The sequence below is a fragment of the Streptomyces amakusaensis genome (assembly GCF_039532665.1).
In the GTDB taxonomy this organism is placed as follows: domain Bacteria; phylum Actinomycetota; class Actinomycetes; order Streptomycetales; family Streptomycetaceae; genus Streptomyces; species Streptomyces amakusaensis.
Map to the genome: position 1 here is coordinate 262195 of NZ_BAAASB010000008.1, position 15979 is coordinate 278173.

The window sequence follows — 15979 nt, forward strand, 5'->3', positions numbered from 1 at the left end:
CGCCGTGGGATCAGAAGTGCTGCTGGCATAGGTCACCCGGAGGCCGGACCCATCCGCGGGGCGGGCGGACGCGTGGGGTCGCGGGTGGCGCGGAGCAAAGTGAACGGCTGATAAATCCGGCCGTTTCGGAGATCGGACTGGCAATGAGGCACCGGAATCGCAGAATTGAGCTGCGATGCGGGCCCTCCGCCAGGCCTGGAACAGACGAAATACCCATGCACTTGTACGTCGATGTCGTTGACGAGAGCAGGAGTTTCCGGATGTCCCGCTTGCACATTTCCCGACGTGCGGCCCTTGCCGCCGCTACGGCGACCGCCCTGCTCCTCCTGGGTTCGACACCCGTGGCGGTGGCCGAATCCTCCGAGTCGGAGCGGACCTCGCGGCTTCTCCCGATCCCGCCGGGAGGGCTCCACAGTTTCGTCAAGGGGCTGAACAGCGGTGGCACGGTCGTCGGCGAGTACTACGTGGAGGGCTCCGACGGGCCGCTCGCGATCCGGTGGAACGCGAACCGCCCCGGCTACACCCGCCTGGCACCGCTGCCCGGTGAGCGGTTCAGTCGCGCGACCGCGCTCAGCGACCGGGGATGGGCGGTCGGGACCAGCTACAACAGCCTCCCCGACTCCGCCCCCGTCCGCTGGGCACCGGATGCCACCCCGACGCGACTGACGCTTCCCGACGGGGCCCGCAGTGGTAACGCGGTGGCCGTCAACAACGCCGGGGTCGCGGTCGGCGACGCGTCCGGGGAGAACAGCCGCTCCCATCCGCTGCGCTGGCGGTCCGACGGCAGCAGAACCGACCTGCCCGTGCTGCCCGGCGACGACAGCGGCACCGCGACGTCGGTCAACAACGCGGGTACGGCGGTCGGATGGACCGAGAAGCGCGACGGCACCGACGGGCCCGCGCACCCCGTGCGCTGGAACACGGCGGGTGTCGCGAGTGCGCTGCCCCTCCCGGCGGGGTTCGCCGGGGCCCGGACGAGCCAGATCACCGACAACGGCGTGATCTTCGGTCATGGGCGGCTCGCCGGGAGCACCTCGTACGACCGGGTCCTGGTGTGGGCGGCCGACGGCACCGTCCGCGACGCCGGGCGCGGGCGGGGATACGACGTCAACCGGGCGGGCACCGCCGTGGGGGCTTCGCTGAAGGACAACCCGAACGGCGACCCGGCCCGCTGGAACGCGGACGGCACCCGGACCGTGCTCGCCAATCCGGCGGAAGCCGCCGGGGAAGTGCTGTCCATCAACAACCGGGGGACGGCCGTCGGGTACGCGTGGCCGCCGGCCGGTAACCCCGCTCTGGACAAGGCCCTGCTGTGGAAGCCGGACGGCACGGTCGTCCCGCTGCCGCCGTCGCCGCTCGGTCCCTACGCCGCGGCGTTCGCGATCAACGACGCCGGAGTGATCGCCGGATTCGCCGTCGGCACCGACGGCGCCGGCAACGCGACCACCTGGCGCGCGACCGTCTGGAAGCGCTGACGCGCGGCTTCCACAGCGCCACCGCACCTCAGGGGCCGCCGGACCGAGAGCTCCAGCGAGTCCGGGTTCAGTCTCCGGCGGCCCGTCGCGCGAGGCTCTCGCGAAGCCTCGTCAGCCGGCTGATCTCGGCATCGAGAGCAGCGAGCCTCCGGGCGGCGACCTCGGATGCGGCACCGCCGGGTTCGTCGGAGCCACAGCGAGGGGGCGGGTACTCGGTGAGCAGATGGAGGCGGTCGGCACGGCCGCGCAGATCCTCGACGGTGAGTCCGAGGGCCAGCAGGTCACGGATCGCACGGACTCGCGCGACATCCCCGGGCGTGTATGTCCGCTGCCCCGAGGCCGTGCGGGCGGGCGGGGGCAGCAGCCCGCGCTGCTCGTAGAACCTCAGCGCCCTGGCCGTGGTGCCGGCCGCTGCCGCCGCTTCACCGATCCGCACGGTCTCCCACTCCCACTCCCACTCCCCGTCTCCGCCCGCCCGCCCAGGGTCACCGGGCCGCCACCGCCGCGTCACCGGGCCACAACTCCACGACGACAGCTCCAAAGTGCCGGCCCTCGATCAGTTCCTGCAACGCCCGCGGGGCACGAGCGATGCCCGCGATCCGCGTGTGAGGGAAACCGATCTCGCCGGAACGCAGCCACTCACGGAAACGGCCCGCCCACTCCCTCTCCACATCAGGGTGGTCCGCACCGCTGTACCCGCGCAGCGAGACGCCCTTGACCACCAGGCGGAAGGCATCGATCTCCACCGGCGCGCTACCGCCGGCCCGCCACGCTGACAACTGCCCCGACAGAGCCCCCACCAGGGCGAACCGTGCGCCCTGGCGCGCCGCGCCGAGCGCCGCGCGGAGTTGCTCCCCCGCGACGGTGTCCACCAGTACGTCGATGCCCCCGGGGGCCGCCTCGGCGAGCTGGTCCGCCACGGACCCCACTCCCCGCAGCACGACCGCGTCGTAGCCCAGCTCGGACACCAGCCGCTCGGCCTTCCACGGCGAGCCGGTGCTGCCGATCACCCTGCTCGCCCCCAGCAGCCGGGCGATCTGCCCCGCGAGGGAGCCCACCGCTCCCGCCGCTCCGGTGACGAAGACCACATCGCCCGCCCGGACGTCGGCGAGGCGGGTCAGCGCACCATAGGCCGCCGCCCCCTGGGCGAGGTACGACACCGGGTCAGGCCACTCGTTCTCCAAGGGGGTGCACTCGGCGGCCTCCACCAGCGCGTACTCCCGCCAGCCGCGCAGGTGCGCCACGACCTCGCCCGTGCGCAGGGCGGAGCCGGCCGGGGCGGCGACGACTTCGCCGACGGCGGGGCCGAACAGGGTGTCACCACTGCGCAGCGGAGGCAGCGGCACTCCGTCGACCTCCCCGCCGATCAAGGTGCGCAGGCCGGGGAAGACCAGAAAGTACCGGTTCCTGATGAGCACTCGCCCTGCTCCGACCTCGGGCAACGGCGTTTCGACGACGGCGAAATGCTCCTGCGTGGGCAATCCCTCGGGGATGGCGGCCAGCCGGACTTCGCGGGTGGTGCTGGGCAGGGCTGCGCTCATGCGGGGCTCCTGGGCGGGTCGGGGGCCGCGGCCCGGCACGAGTCCGCCGCGGGATACGGCGACGTTAACCCTTGACCCGCACGTCAGGGTCAAGCCGAACGGAGCCGGCCCACGCCGTCCAGGTCGAGGGCGGGTACCGATGTTGACGATTCCGCCCGGACGCGCGGCCTGGCGGTGCCATGCTGAACACGCTGACGCGGGGGCTTGCGCCGTGTCGGCTGTCGGGCATGTTCAGACCGTTCCGGACCCGTCCCGGGGGCGCTGATCAGATAGCGGCCGGGTGGCCCGCGTCCTGGTCCTCGGCCCCCGCGGTCGGGTCCGTGGCTGTCGGCCGCCCCGCCACGGTTTTCCGAGGGGCCGGCCGGTCCCCGCCCGTCGCGGCGCGGACAGGGAAGGGGAACACCGTCATCATGTCTTCACGCTCCGCCTTACGCCCGGTGCCGCGTGCGGGGTCGCGTCGGCGGCCCACCGCGTTGCTGGCCACGGGCGCGCTGCTCTGCTCCGGGTTCGTCGCGGCAGCCGTTCCGGCCGCGACCGCCGCCCCGGCGCGCGCGGCCGCCCCGGTGGCGTACATCGCCAACAGCGAGTCGGACAATGTGTCGGTCGTGGATACGGCCACCGACGCGGTGACCGCGACCGTACCCGTCGGCGACCGGCCCTCCGGAGTGGTGGTGACCCCGGACGGCGGCAAGGCCTACGTCACCAACCGCGGCTCCGGTTCGGTGTCGGTGATCGACACCGCCGCCAACGCCGTCACCGCGACCGTCCCCGTCGGCGACGGCCCGTTCGGAGTGGCCGTGGCCCCCGACGGCGGCAGGGCCTACGTCACCAACTCCCTGTCGGACTCGGTGTCGGTGATCGACACCGCGACGAACACCGTCACCGCCACCGTCCCGGTCGGCGCGCTGCCGAACAGCGTCACGACCGCCCCGGGCGGGGACCGTGTCTATGTCAGCAGCGCCGCCGCGGTCTCGGTGATCGACACCGCCACCGACACCGTGACCGCCACCGTTCCCGTCGGCAGGCCCAACGGCCTCACGGTGCACCCCGACGGCACCCGGCTCTACGTCAGCTCGCAGAACGCGGGCGTGGTCACCGTGATCGACACCGCGACCAACGCCGTCACCGCGACCGTCCCCGTGGGGAACACTCCCTTCGGCGCTGCGGCGTCCCCTGACGGATCGCGCGTCTACGTGACCAACATCGGCGGCAACAGCACGTCCGTGATCGACACCGCCACCGGCACCACCGTGTCCACCATCGGTGTCGGCTCGACCCCGATCGGCGTCGCGGTGACCCCCGACGGCGGCGAGCTCTACGTCGCCAACAGCAACAGCGGGACCGCATCGGTGATCGACACCGCCACGGACACCGTCACCGCCACCGTCCCCGTCGGCAGTGGACCGTACGCCGTCGCGTTCACCCCGGCCGCCGCGTCCGCCGCGGACATCGACGTCGATGTCACCGCCCGGCCGAACCTGGGCATCCTGGTCCCCTACCTCACCTACACCTTGACCGCCCGTGGTCTGGGTCCGAACGCGGCCACCGCGGCCACCGTCACCGCGACCCTGCCGACCGGTGCCACCGCCACCGGCCTGTCACCCGGGTGCACCACCACGACCGGAACCGTCACCTGCTCCTACGGCACCATCGCGACGGGAGCCGTCGCGAGCAAGACCTTCCGCGTGCCCCTGCACCTGCTGTCCCTCGGCCCCGTGAAGGTCACCGGCACCCGAACCGCCTCCTCCCCCGCCGACCCCAACCCGGCCAACGACAGTGCCTCCGCCACCTGCACCGTCCTCTCGGTCCTCCTGGCCACCTGCGCCTGACCGGCCCCGGCCCCGGCTCGGCGGCCCCGGCGGGGCAGCCGAACCCGCCGGGGCACCACCCCGCCGACGTGTCAGACCCTGGTCGGGTCCTTCGCGTGCGGCGACCCGGTCCAGGGCTCCAGCGCGGTCGCGGCGCGGGAGGCGGGGTCGTCCTCGCTGAGGCCGTATCGCCGGTGGAGCGTGCGCAGGAAGCGGGGTGCGTACCAGGCCGAGCGGCCGAGCAGGCGCATCGCGGCGGGGACCAGGACACCGCGTACGGCGACGGCGTCGATGAGGACGGCCAGTCCGCTGCCCAGCCCGAACAGTTGGAGGAAGCTGAGTTCGGCGGTCCCGAAGGCGAAGAAGGACACGGCGAGCAGACAGGCCGCCGCGGTGACGATCCGTCCCGTGTGCCCCAGGCCGTCGGCCACGGCGGACTCGTTGTTCTCACCCAGATCGTGGAGTTCCTTGATCCTGCTGGTGACGAACACCTCGTAGTCCATCGAGAGGCCGAAGGCGACGCAGAACATCAGCACGGTCATGGACACATCCATCGGCTGCGCGGTGAACCCGAGCAGGGAGGAGAGGTTCCCGTCCTGGAAGATCCAGGTCATCACGCCGAGGGTGGCGCCCAGGCCGATCAGGTTGAGCAGCAGCGCACGCAGCGGCTGCACGACGCTGCCGGTGAAGAGGAAGAGCAGGAGGAAGGTGGTCAGGGCGACCAGCCCCACCGCGAGCGGGAGCCGGCCGCCGATGGAGTCCTTGGAATCGACCAGTACGGCGTCGACTCCGCCCACCAGGGGGTGTGATCCGGCGGGCGCGGTGACCGTCCGCACCTTCCCGACGAGGCGCTGGGCCTCGTCCGATTTCGCCGGCAGGGCGCTCACCACGTTGATCCGCTGCGCGTCGGGACGGCCGAGGGCGGCGTTCGCGGGGCCCGTCGCCGTGGACCGGCCGTCGGTGTAGGTTCCGGTACTGGCCTCGACGCGGGCCACCCCGTCGAGACCGGACAGGGCACTCGCGTAGGACTCCAGGGGGGCCTTGCTCACGGGCCGGTCGATGACGACATGCAGGGCCGCTTCGTCGGTGCCGTCGAAGCTCTCCTCCAGCACCGAAGCGACCTGGCGGCTCTGGGCGTCCTCGGGCAGCACGCGCTCGTCCGGTGTGCCGAAGCTGATGCCCAGCAGCGGACTCGCCGCGAGGAGGAGCACCGCGAGTACGGGCAGCGCGGTGAGGGCGGGCCGCCGCATGACCGTGCGGGCCAGCTGTCCCCAGACGCGTCCCCGGGCATCGGAGCGGCCCGGCTTCACCCATGGCAGCCGGCCGTTGTTGACCCGGTGCCCCAGGACGACGAACAGGGCCGGCATCACGAACAGGGTGCTGACGGCGGCGATGACGACGACACCGGTCCCCGCGTATCCGAAGGAGCGCAGGAAGTACTGCGGGAACACCAGGAGCGCCCCGAGAGCGGCGGCCACGGTCGCCGCGGAGAACGCGACCGTACGGCCCGCCGTGCGCACCGTACGGCGGACGGCGTCCTCCACGGTCTCTCCGGCGGCGAGTTGCTCACGGAACCGGCTGACCATCAGCAGGGCGTAGTCGACGCCCAGGCCGAGGCCCAGAGCGGTGGTCAGGTTGATCGCGAAGACAGAGACATCGGTGACGCTGCCGAGCACGAAGAGCTGGGCGAATGTCCCGATGACGGCGATGAGTCCGATCACCAGCGGCAGCAGGGCCGCGACCACGCCGCCGAAGACGAGCAGGAGGAGTACGAGGGTCAGGGGCACGGCGATGATCTCGGCCAGGATGAGGTCGTCGCCCACCTGGCTTCCCATCTCGTCCCCCACCGCCGCGCCGCCGCCCGCCCGGACCGTCAGAACGTCCCGGTACGTTCCGGTGTAGGTCTTGATGACGGCCTCGGCGTTCTCGCTCTGCTCTGTCTCATCGCCCTTGACATGGGCGAGCACCAGGGCTTCGCGGCCGTTCTCGGAGCGGAGGCCGGGGTTCGTCTCGTCCCAGTACGAGATCACGTTCTCCAGACGCCGCTCCTTCCTCAGGTCGGCCACCAGCGCCCGGCCGCTCCGCTCGGCGGCCGGGGTGTCGACACCGCCTTCGGCGGGACGGACCAGCAGGACGAGATTGGTCTCCCCGCCGAACTTCTCGCCGATGACCTTCCCCGCCCGGGTGGATTGCGAGGCCGGGTCGTCATAGCCGCCTTCCAGGAGCTTGCCGAATGCTCCGGTGCCCGCGACACCCATGAGGGCCACCGCCACGACAGCTATGACAAGTACCAGCCGTGGCCGGCGAATCACCAGCTCGGCTATGCGTTCAAACACGCTTGTTCTCCCTTTCGCGCACTGATGGTGAGAGCACGGCGGACGAGTTCGGGCAGGCCGGACCGGAGCAGGGTGTTTCGGGGAAGGCCGAGCCGGGCGAGTGCGGTCCGCACCTGGGTGCCTCCGCAGACCTCTCCACCGCGCCGGCGCGGATCCGCTGCCGCGGTTCTCGTCGCCGCCATCGACGCTAGTGGGGCACTAGAAAATTTGGCAGTGTTAGATTTTTTTCATATGCAGCAACTTCCTCTACTCTGTACAGGGTTGCCGTCGTAGGGTCGTCGCATGTCCGCGGAAGAAAGAACAGCCCGGCCCTCGCTGCGCGAACGACGCCGGGCAGCCGCCACTCAGGAGATCCTGGAAGCCGCCGAACGCCGCATCGTCGAGAACGGTCCGGCGGCCCTGTCCCTGCGTGCGGTCGCGCGGGACCTCGGGATGACCGTCCAGGCGCTGTACCACTACTTTCCCAGCTGGTCCCATCTCGTCACCGCGCTCATCGCCAAGGCCTACGACGACATGGCAGACGCCGTGCAGGCCGCCGTCGACAGGGCGGCGGAGGACCCGGCCGTGCCGCGGGTGCTGATCGCGGCAGAGGAGTACCGCCAATGGGCCGTCACCCATCCCGAGCGGTTCCAACTCCTCTACGGAACACCGCTGCGGCAGTACGCGGCACCCGTCGGAGGGCCGACCACCCGGGCGATGGTCCGGATGAGCACGATCTTCCAGCACGAGATGTTCGACGGATTCACCACTGCTCAACTGGAAGCCGCCGACGCCCCGCCGCTCACACCCTCGCTACGGGCACATCTGGAGCAACTGCCGCCGCACGGCCTGGGAGCCCTGCCGCCGCCCGCGGTCATCCTCCTCCTGAGCGCGTGGGGACATCTGCACGGTCTCGTCGTCCTGGAGGTGTTCGGGCACACCGTCTTCCTCGGCGAGCACCAGGCCGAGATCTTCCGCCGAGGGGTGCGGAACCTGGTGGAGGATGTCCACCGCCGGATTCCCGGCACCGGACCGCTCACCGGGTCAGTGTCATGAATCGGCTGACGGACGGCCGGAGAAGAGTCGGGCGGAGTCCGGCACGGTGGAACGGGAGCCGGCCGCGGAGCTCCCGGTGGCGGCGCAGGTGACATCCCCGGCGGGAAGCCGGCCGGTGGTCAGATACTCCGTGGCGGCGTCGTCGGCGCAAGCGCTGATGCCGCGCAAGTAGACGCCGTGGCCCTCCCCCTCGTCCACGGTGACGATCCGGGAGCCCTTCAGCGCGCGCCGCAGGCCGAGCGCCGTGGCCAGGGGCGTCTGCGGGTCCCATTCGTTCTGGACGATGAGCGCGGGAACCCTGTTGTCGATCCTGGTGGCCGCTTCGGCGGGCCGGTCCCAGAACGCGCACGGGAAGATGTTCGAGACGGAGTCCCCGTACAGGGGGTAGCGGGCGCTGTCACGCCGGGCATCGGCCCGATAGACGGCCGGGTCGGTGGGCCAGCGGGCGTCACCGCACATGACCGCCGTGTAGCTCGCCAGCTCGTTGTCGGTCGGCACGAAGGTCGGGAACGTCGGGACGGGCTTGCCCGCGGCGGCGTCCCTCAGCAGCCCCAGAGTCCTTGCCGCGAGCGACGGGTGGGAGATCTCCCACCGTATGTACTCGCGCACTTCGGCACCGTTGAAGCTGGTCCCGCCCAAATCGAGCGGCTCCCGGTCGGCGCGCGCCACGATGTCCCGGAACACCTTCTCGACCTCGGCAGGCGTGTCACCGAGTCCGTACCGCGCCGCATGGCGGGCGGTCCACTCCGTCCACCGGTCGAACGAGGCCTCGGCCTGTACCGCCCATGACTGCGCCATGCCCCGCCAGACCCGTTGGGGGTCGACCGCGCTGTCCAGGACGAACCGGTCGGCCCGGTTCGGGAACAACTCCATGTACACAGAGCCGAGATAGGTCCCGTACGACAGCCCGAAGTACGAGATCCTCCGCTCCCCGAGGGCCTCGCGGATGACGTCCATGTCACGTGCCGTGTTGCGGGTGTTGATGTACGGGAGCGTCCGCCCGCTGCGATCCCGGCACCGCTCCGCGATGTCGCGCGCCCAGGCGACGTCCTCGGCGAACCTCGCCCTCGTGTAGGGCCGGTACGTCTTCCGCTCGCCGGCGTCGGTCGTCCCGCAGGCGAGGGGGCTGCTCGCACCGACCCCCCGCGGATCAAAACCGATCAGGTCGTACCGGTCCTTCACGGAGCGCGGCAGATAGCCGCTGAGCGCCAGGGGATAGAAGAGCCCTGAGGTGCTGGGACCGCCCGGGTTGAACAGGAGCACGCCGCGGCGCTTGCCCGGGTCGGCGGCCTTGATCCGCGACAACGACACTTCGATCTTCTCGCCGCCCGGCCTGCGGTGGTCGAGGGGGACCTTGAGGGTCGCGCACTCGACGTCAGCGGGGATGTCGCCGCCGCACCCCTGCCAGGTCAGTGAGGACACGACGGCCGGCGCTGCCACCGGCGAACCGGGACCGGCCGTGAGCGCGGTCGCGGCCTCGGTGCAGAGGAGTGCGGGGGCGAGCAGCGCGACGATGCCCAGGGCGGTCTTGGAGGTCGCTCGTCGTCTCAGAAGCAATGGAGTGCCTTCGTTCGCCGGAGTGTTGAATGACGCTCTTCAGCGGTCCCGTGGGAACCCGGATTCGGGAATGTCATCAGCAGTGTCCGTCCCCGTACCGAGAAGAACTTGTCCCCGCGCTCACGGAGGTGAAACCGACCCGGGCGGCCCCGCCATATTCCGTTCGGTCAAAATCCGCCGCCGTGAACAGTCGGCAGCACGCACCGCGCGGCCCCATCCGCTGATGCTCCATCAACTCTCAAGGGTGTCAGGCCACTTCATGCAGTCCGGCCTCTTGTGCGCACCCCCCGGATGGACTAGATCTCTTCTCGCGATTGGTACAGACCATCTGACCCCGCTCAGACAAGGCCACCAGTATGTTCAGACGCACCTCCGCGTTCCTGGCGACGGCTCTGCTCGCCTCGCTCGTCGCGGTCCCCACGACCGTTCACGCCGATGACGACGACGGCCGCCGGCTGCCCGGCCACCGTGTGGCCTACTTCACCGCGTGGAGCGTCTACAGCGGCTTCTCCGCCAAGAAGGTCCAGGACTCGGGCCAGGCGGCGAAGCTGACCGTGATCAACTACGCCTTCGGCAACATCTCCCCCGAGGGCACCTGCTTCGAGGACAACCAGGCCGACCAGGCCGACGCCTGGGCCGACTACCAGCGCCCGATCAGCGCGGCCGACTCGGTGGACGGCGTCGCCGACACCTGGGACCAGCCGCTGAAAGGCAGCTTCAACCAGCTGCGGAAACTGAAGGCGAAGAACCCCCGTCTGAAGGCCGTCATCTCGCTCGGCGGCTGGGGCTGGTCCAAGTACTTCTCGGACGTGGCCGCCACCGACGCCGCCCGCAAGAAGTTCGTGGCCTCCTGCGTCGACCTCTACATCAAGGGCAACCTGCCCCGGCTGGGCTCGCTGGAGGGCGGCCCGGGCAGCGGCGCGGGCGTCTTCGACGGCATCGACCTCGACTGGGAGCACCCGGGCGGCGACGGTCTGCCGGACAACTCGGTGCGCCCCGAGGACGGCCGCAACTTCACCCTGCTGCTGGCCGAGTTCCGGCGGCAGCTGGACGCGCTGGGCGACGGCGCGCGGGGGCGCCATCTGCTGACGGCGGCCGTCGCCGCCAACACCGACGTCGCGGACCGGCTGGAGCTGCGGAAGGTCGCCCGCCAGGTGGACTACCTGAACCTGATGACCTACACCATGCACGGCTCCTGGGAGCCGCAGGGCCCGACCAACCACCAGGCGAACCTCTACACCGACCCGGCCGACCCCTCCGGCACCGGCCACAGCTACAGCGCGGACCGGGTGGTGCGGCACTACCTGGCCGGCGGCCTGCCGGCCCGCAAGGCGGTGCTCGGGGTGCCGTTCTGGGGCTACGGCTGGACGGGAGTGCCCGCCGGGACGAAGAACGGCCTCTACCAGCCCGCCACCGGCATGTCCCCGCGCGGCGGCGGCCAACTGCCCTACAAGGCCGTCAAGGACCTGCCGGGCACCGTGCACACCGACCGCAGGCACGGCGCGGCCTGGAAGTACGACGGCACCGAGTTCTGGACCTACGACACCCCGGCCACCGCCGCCCAGAAGGCCCGCTACACCCAGCGGAACGGCCTCGGCGGCGTGATGGTCTGGTCCCTGGACGGGGACGACGCCCAGGGCTCTCTGATCACCGCACTGGACCGCGGTCTGCGGCGCTGACCCGCGGCTGCGACCCGGTGGCGGGCGGGGGCGACCCGGCCGCCACCGGGTGCGGCGGCGGAATGCACAGATTCCTAGGACCTGTCGTTTGGATCAAGCTGGGCTCGCGCCCGTTCCCCGTTTGGGAGGCAGCAATGCCAAGACCATTGACGTCGTTGGTCGCCGCCCTTCTCGGCGTCCTCACCCTGTTGGGTGCCCCGCCCGCCTCCGCCACCAGCCCCTTGGTGCCGGTGACGGCGGAATTCCGCGAGACCTCTTCCTGGGAGAGCGGCTACCAGGGCACGTACACGATCAAGAATCACAGCCGTACGGCGCTGGACGGTTGGACCGTCGAGTTCTCCCTGCCCGTGAACACGGTCGTCACCACCCACTGGGACGCCCGGCTCACCCGCGACGGGAGCCGGTACAGCTTCCGTAACGTCGGCTACAACGGCTCGCTCGCCCCCGGGGCCTCCACCACCTTCGGATGGGTGGCCCAGGGCGGCGGTATGCCCGGGCGGTGCGTGGTCAACCAGGGCGGACCCTGTGAAGAGGACTCGGACATCACGCCCCCGACGGTTCCCACCGGCGTGCATGTCACCGGGATCGAGGGCGGGGCGCTCACGCTCAGCTGGACCGCATCGGTCGACGACCGCAGCCCGGTGGTGGAGTACGAGCTCTTCGTCGACGGTGTCCGGCACTCCACCCTGACCGGCGTCACCTCCCACCGTGTGACCGGGCTCCGGCCCAACACCACGTACATGTTCCACGTGCTGGCGAAGGACCTGGCCGGAAACCGGTCGGCCCTGAGTCACGCGGTCACGGGCACCACCGGGGCCTGAGCCCGCCGCGGACGCTGTCCACCGCGCCGTACATGGACATGGGCGCATGGCCCGCTCCGGGGCTGAGCACCCTCGCTCGGACAGCGGGCCGAAGAACTCCAGTCGAGGGTGGCCGGGCCAGGCCCCGGCGATCAGTCACGGCTGCACACGGGCAGGGACTGCTCCACGCTCAGCTTCTGCAGCTCCTTCAACCGGGCTTCCAGCGAAGCTGGTTCGACGAGGAAGCGCAGCACCGCCTGGTGGAAGGCGTCCCGCATGGCGCGGGGCATCGTGTCGGAGGCGTCCCAGCAGCGAGTCTCCCGCTGCCTGCCGCGCAGGATGTCGCCGATCTCCTTCTGGGTGGCGTCCTGGGCGCTGTCCGGTGCCGCCGACTCGTTCGCCGAGTGGTCCGGCAGCGCTGCGCCGGTGCCGGCCAGGTGGCGGATCAGCTGCCGGGCCTCCTCGGTCGGGTTCAGCAGGATCGCGAGGTCGCCGGAGACCTCCCAGGCCCCGGCGTCCGGGCCGGTGTCGGAGAGGATCTCGGAGGAGTGGACGTAGTCGCCGCCCGCCGCCCGCCAGTGGCCGGCGCGGAAGGACCCCTGGTGCTCCAGGCTCCGGCCCGCGCAGTCCTCCCCGTATCCGGTCGTCAGCGCCCGCACGGCGTGGTCCCGGCCCGCGCCGACCAGTTCCCCCCACGTCGTCCATGCCTTCCGTACGGCGGGGTGGGTCCACTCCAGCCCGCCGTTCGCCCACTTCTCGTAGATCTGCGGTCCGGCCTGCTGGAGCAGGATGTCCTCCACCCAGTCGGTGCCGGGCCAGCCGGAGGTCGCGCCGGACTCCATGCCCAGGCACCAGCGTTCCGGATCGGCCGCGGACTCCACGGTGGGCCGTTCGCCCGAGTACCACACCATGCTCTTCAGGCCGGTCTTGACCGGCAGCCAGTACGTGCTCCGGCCCTCCCGGCCCGGGACCGCCACCTCGGGCGCCCAGATCCGGTCGTAGTGCCCGGCGTCGAACAGGCCGTCCAGCGGCTGGAGCCGGCCGTCGAGGGCGTAGGCCAGCAGTTCGCCGGGGCCGGGCAGCACCGCCACGTCCGGCGGGTTACCGGCCACCATGTCGGCGGCGAGCACCTGGCTGAGCGCGGAGCTGCCCTGGTAGACGACGTCGATGCGGTACTTCCTCTCGAACGGATCGATGACGTTCTCCTCGAACTGATCGCGCTCCTCGCCGCTCCAGTTGGCGAGCAGCGTCACCGAACCCTTCCAGCCCTGGGTCCAGCGCGCCCCGGCGAACACTCCGGCTCCGAGCAGGACCAGACAGGCGCAGAGGATGCCCGCCGTGCGGGGTCGCAGCCGTCTCATCGCGGTGCCCTCCATCGGTACTCGGTGATCCGCGGCCACAGCCCCCACACCATGAGCGCCATCGCGACGGCCCCTCCCATCAGCACCCAGCCGGACAGCGACGCCCAGAAACCGGCATCCGCCAGGGCACTCTGCACCTGGCCGGCGGTCTTGGGGATCCCGTCCGGGTCTTTCTCCCGTACCCGGATCCCGTCGAGGGACCCACTCATCGCGCGCTGCGCGGTCCATGTGATCCAGCCCAGCGCCGGCACGCCGAGTCCGCACACCGCGGTGGCGGCGAGCAGCCGCGTCTGCACGGGGCGCCGGAAGCGCCGCCGCAGAAACCGCTGAGTGTCCAGCAGGGCCAGGAGCAGCGCGAGGTACAGCACCGCGACCGTTCCCCACCCGAGCCACAGTTGCCAGGGGAACGCGGCCTGCCGCTCGGCCACGTCGAGTTGCTTGTCGCGCAGGGCGTCGAGGCGGCTCATGATGTCCCCGTCGGTTCCGGGCTCGGACTCCAGGCCGAGCACCCGTTCCGCGTAGTGCAGATAGGCGGTGCTCAGCGCCTGGTGGTCCTCCCGGCCCCACCGCTCCACCCACCCCGAGTAGACGGCGATCAGCCCGGTGATCGTCTGGAGGTCGTGGCGGCCCTCCACGCCGATGACGTCCTCCGACGCGGTCAGGGCGAGGCTCTGGTGGGCGACCGAGACCTGAGTGTGGAACTCGTCGCTCATGTCACCTTCCGGCCCGCTGTCGCCGACGATCCGGTGTGCCGTGCCGAGCGCGTTCCGCGCGGTGTCGACGGCGAGGATCCCCGGGGTGCTCGACGACGACAGCGGTACGGTGTCGTCGTGCACGCCCCGGTAGGCGAAGAACAGTACGAGCGTGGCGGCGGCCCCGAGCGTCAGCAGCAGCCGGAGCCTGCGGGTCAGTTCCCGGCCGGTGGTGCTCACGGCCGCCCCGGGAAGCGGTGGCGGCAGGAGGGGCAGAACCGTGCGGTGGCCGGTGCCTGGTGGGCGCAGCTCGGGCATGGCACAGCGGCCCCGCCGCCCGGTCCCGCGGCATCGGTGGCGCTGCCGGTGCCGGTGCCTGACGCGGGACCGTAGGTACTGTGGCTGCTCGCGGTGATCAGGCGCTCGAAGTCGACGGCCGTCACCTCGGAGCGCAGTCTGACCTGCCCGGCTCGCGCGTCGTCGATCTCCACCAGCCTGGCCAGTCTGCCGAGTTGCTGATCGGCGCCCATGGCGTGGGCGAGTCGCACGGCCCAGCCGAGGTTCCGCTCCGCCAGGTCGCGCTCGCCGCGGCGGTGCGCGTCGGTCGCGGTCGCGATGGCCTCGCCGAGCCGCTGGTGGTGCTCGAAGTGCTCGACCTGGGCGTCGGTCCGCGCGGAGAGCGCGGGGTTGTCGGTCCAGTGCACCACGCAGGGCTGCGGCGGCGGCAGCCGCACCTCGGTGCCGCCGGGTGCCTCGACGGTGACCACGGCGAGCTGGAGGTCCTCGTGGCGCGGCCGGGCGGCCGGGTCGGCGGACAGGCACAGCTGGTAGCGGCGGGTCTCGTCGCCCCAGGCTCGGGTGACGAACCGCTGGGTCCCGCCCTCGGGGATCAGCTGGGCCTCGGTCGGATAGACCTGCTTGAGGTAGCGCACGGCGGCCCCGGCCATCGGGGTCACGGTGATCTCCAGTTCGGGCACGGTCTTGGTGAGCAGGCGCTCCATCAGCTTCTCGTACTCCGCCGGAAGGGCCGCCTCCTCGTGGACGGACGAGGCGCTGCCGTGCAGCCGACGCGTGATGCGCAGTAACTCCCGGCCGTCCCAGCCGTCGCCGATGCCCCACGCGTCACAGACGAAGCGCCCCGCGCAGTTTTCCAGGACCTTCGCCAGCGGCATCCGCTCGTCGTGCTGGTTCTTGCCGTCGGTGAGCAGCAGCACGTGTCCGATGGGCGCGTCCTGCTCGGCCAGAAGCCGATGGGACAGGTCCAGCCAGGCGCCGATGCAGGTGCCGCCGCCCGCGACCAGCCGGTGCACGGCCCGCTCCGCCGCCGCCCGGCTCCGGTCGTCGGCCCGGGCCATGCCGGGGGTGCCGGGGTAGACCACCGCTGCCTTCTCGTTGCCCCGGACCACCGCGAACGGGGTGCCGTCGGACAGCATCCGGATCGCCGCCGCTGCCGCCTGCTGGGCGGCGTGCAGCTTCTCCGGCGGCCAGGTCATCGAGCTGGAGCAGTCCACGGCCAGGACCTGTGCGAGCACCGGGCCGCGGCCGCCGCCCTCCGCGCCGTTCACCCGGACGCTGAGGATGGCGTGCATCTGCGGGTCGTCGGCCTCGCTGGAGAGGTACTTCCACTGGCTGATCTCCAGTCCTACGGCGGCCTGCGCGGTCACCTCGTCCGCCTCGGGCGTTTCTCTGTCCACT

The 15979-nt window shown here is 71.4% G+C and carries 12 protein-coding genes; 5 read left to right on the top strand and 7 right to left on the bottom strand.

Annotated elements, in window-relative coordinates:
• Window positions 1-347: 347 nt before the first annotated feature.
• Entirely contained in the window at window positions 348-1475 is a 1128-nt protein-coding gene (locus ABD371_RS16820; protein WP_344477635.1) for a hypothetical protein, read from the top strand.
• Between the two features lie 67 nt (window positions 1476-1542).
• Here the strand turns inward: ABD371_RS16820 and ABD371_RS16825 are convergent, their stop codons facing one another.
• On the bottom strand, window positions 1543-1911 hold the full coding sequence (locus tag ABD371_RS16825) for a MerR family transcriptional regulator (protein WP_344477637.1): 369 nt from the start codon (window positions 1909-1911) through the stop codon (window positions 1543-1545).
• 49 nt (window positions 1912-1960) lie between these two features.
• Window positions 1961-3016: an MDR family NADP-dependent oxidoreductase gene (locus ABD371_RS16830; protein ID WP_344477639.1), complete on the bottom strand. Its 1056-nt coding sequence runs from the start codon at window positions 3014-3016 to the stop codon at window positions 1961-1963.
• A 410-nt stretch (window positions 3017-3426) separates the two neighbouring features.
• On the opposite strand from ABD371_RS16830, the gene ABD371_RS16835 reads away from it, so the two are divergent.
• On the top strand, window positions 3427-4845 hold the full coding sequence (locus tag ABD371_RS16835) for a YVTN family beta-propeller repeat protein (RefSeq protein WP_344477641.1): 1419 nt from the start codon (window positions 3427-3429) through the stop codon (window positions 4843-4845).
• 71 nt (window positions 4846-4916) lie between these two features.
• On the opposite strand, the gene ABD371_RS16840 is transcribed toward ABD371_RS16835, so the two are convergent.
• Window positions 4917-7160: an MMPL family transporter gene (locus ABD371_RS16840; protein ID WP_344477643.1), complete on the bottom strand. Its 2244-nt coding sequence runs from the start codon at window positions 7158-7160 to the stop codon at window positions 4917-4919.
• A 282-nt stretch (window positions 7161-7442) separates the two neighbouring features.
• Between ABD371_RS16840 and ABD371_RS16845 the strand changes: the two genes are divergently transcribed.
• Entirely contained in the window at window positions 7443-8195 is a 753-nt protein-coding gene (locus tag ABD371_RS16845) for a TetR/AcrR family transcriptional regulator (protein ID WP_344477645.1), read from the top strand.
• Here ABD371_RS16845 and ABD371_RS16850 read toward each other — a convergent pair.
• Window positions 8190-9752: an alpha/beta hydrolase gene (locus ABD371_RS16850; RefSeq protein WP_344477647.1), complete on the bottom strand. Its 1563-nt coding sequence runs from the start codon at window positions 9750-9752 to the stop codon at window positions 8190-8192. The genes ABD371_RS16845 and ABD371_RS16850 overlap by 6 nt on opposite strands.
• 356 nt (window positions 9753-10108) lie before the next feature.
• On the opposite strand from ABD371_RS16850, the gene ABD371_RS16855 reads away from it, so the two are divergent.
• Both ABD371_RS16855 and ABD371_RS16860 read left to right on the top strand, forming a co-directional pair.
• Window positions 10109-11431 carry a glycoside hydrolase family 18 protein gene (locus ABD371_RS16855; RefSeq protein WP_344477649.1) on the top strand — a complete coding sequence of 441 codons (1323 nt, stop codon included), beginning with the start codon at window positions 10109-10111 and terminating at the stop codon, window positions 11429-11431.
• 134 nt (window positions 11432-11565) lie between these two features.
• Window positions 11566-12252, top strand: coding sequence for a cellulose binding domain-containing protein (locus ABD371_RS16860; RefSeq protein ID WP_344477651.1), 687 nt, complete (start codon window positions 11566-11568; stop codon window positions 12250-12252).
• 131 nt (window positions 12253-12383) lie between these two features.
• Here ABD371_RS16860 and ABD371_RS16865 read toward each other — a convergent pair whose 3' ends face one another.
• Genes ABD371_RS16865 through ABD371_RS16875 form a run of 3 tightly spaced genes read right to left on the bottom strand, consistent with a single transcriptional unit; the run spans window position 12384 to window position 15978 of the window.
• Complete coding sequence (locus tag ABD371_RS16865) at window positions 12384-13592, bottom strand: ABC transporter substrate-binding protein (RefSeq protein WP_344477653.1); 1209 nt, start codon at window positions 13590-13592, stop codon at window positions 12384-12386.
• Window positions 13589-14524 carry a hypothetical protein gene (locus tag ABD371_RS16870; RefSeq protein ID WP_344477655.1) on the bottom strand — a complete coding sequence of 312 codons (936 nt, stop codon included), beginning with the start codon at window positions 14522-14524 and terminating at the stop codon, window positions 13589-13591. The genes ABD371_RS16865 and ABD371_RS16870 overlap by 4 nt, the downstream gene beginning before the upstream one ends.
• The gene (locus ABD371_RS16875) at window positions 14521-15978 is read right to left on the bottom strand and encodes a VWA domain-containing protein (RefSeq protein ID WP_344477657.1); all 1458 of its coding nucleotides are present in this window, start codon (window positions 15976-15978) and stop codon (window positions 14521-14523) included. The genes ABD371_RS16870 and ABD371_RS16875 overlap by 4 nt, the downstream gene beginning before the upstream one ends.
• Window position 15979 lies beyond the last annotated feature (1 nt).

Excerpts from the sequence above, each read along its gene's own strand:
- ABD371_RS16865 (WP_344477653.1), bottom strand. The coding sequence starts at position 13,592 with ATGAGACGGCTGCGACCCCGCACGGCGGGCATCCTCTGCGCCTGTCTG.
- ABD371_RS16845 (WP_344477645.1), top strand. The coding sequence starts at position 7,443 with ATGTCCGCGGAAGAAAGAACAGCCCGGCCCTCGCTGCGCGAACGACGC.
- ABD371_RS16860 (WP_344477651.1), top strand. The coding sequence starts at position 11,566 with ATGCCAAGACCATTGACGTCGTTGGTCGCCGCCCTTCTCGGCGTCCTC.
- ABD371_RS16835 (WP_344477641.1), top strand. The coding sequence starts at position 3,427 with ATGTCTTCACGCTCCGCCTTACGCCCGGTGCCGCGTGCGGGGTCGCGT.
- ABD371_RS16830 (WP_344477639.1), bottom strand. The coding sequence starts at position 3,016 with ATGAGCGCAGCCCTGCCCAGCACCACCCGCGAAGTCCGGCTGGCCGCC.
- ABD371_RS16855 (WP_344477649.1), top strand. The coding sequence starts at position 10,109 with ATGTTCAGACGCACCTCCGCGTTCCTGGCGACGGCTCTGCTCGCCTCG.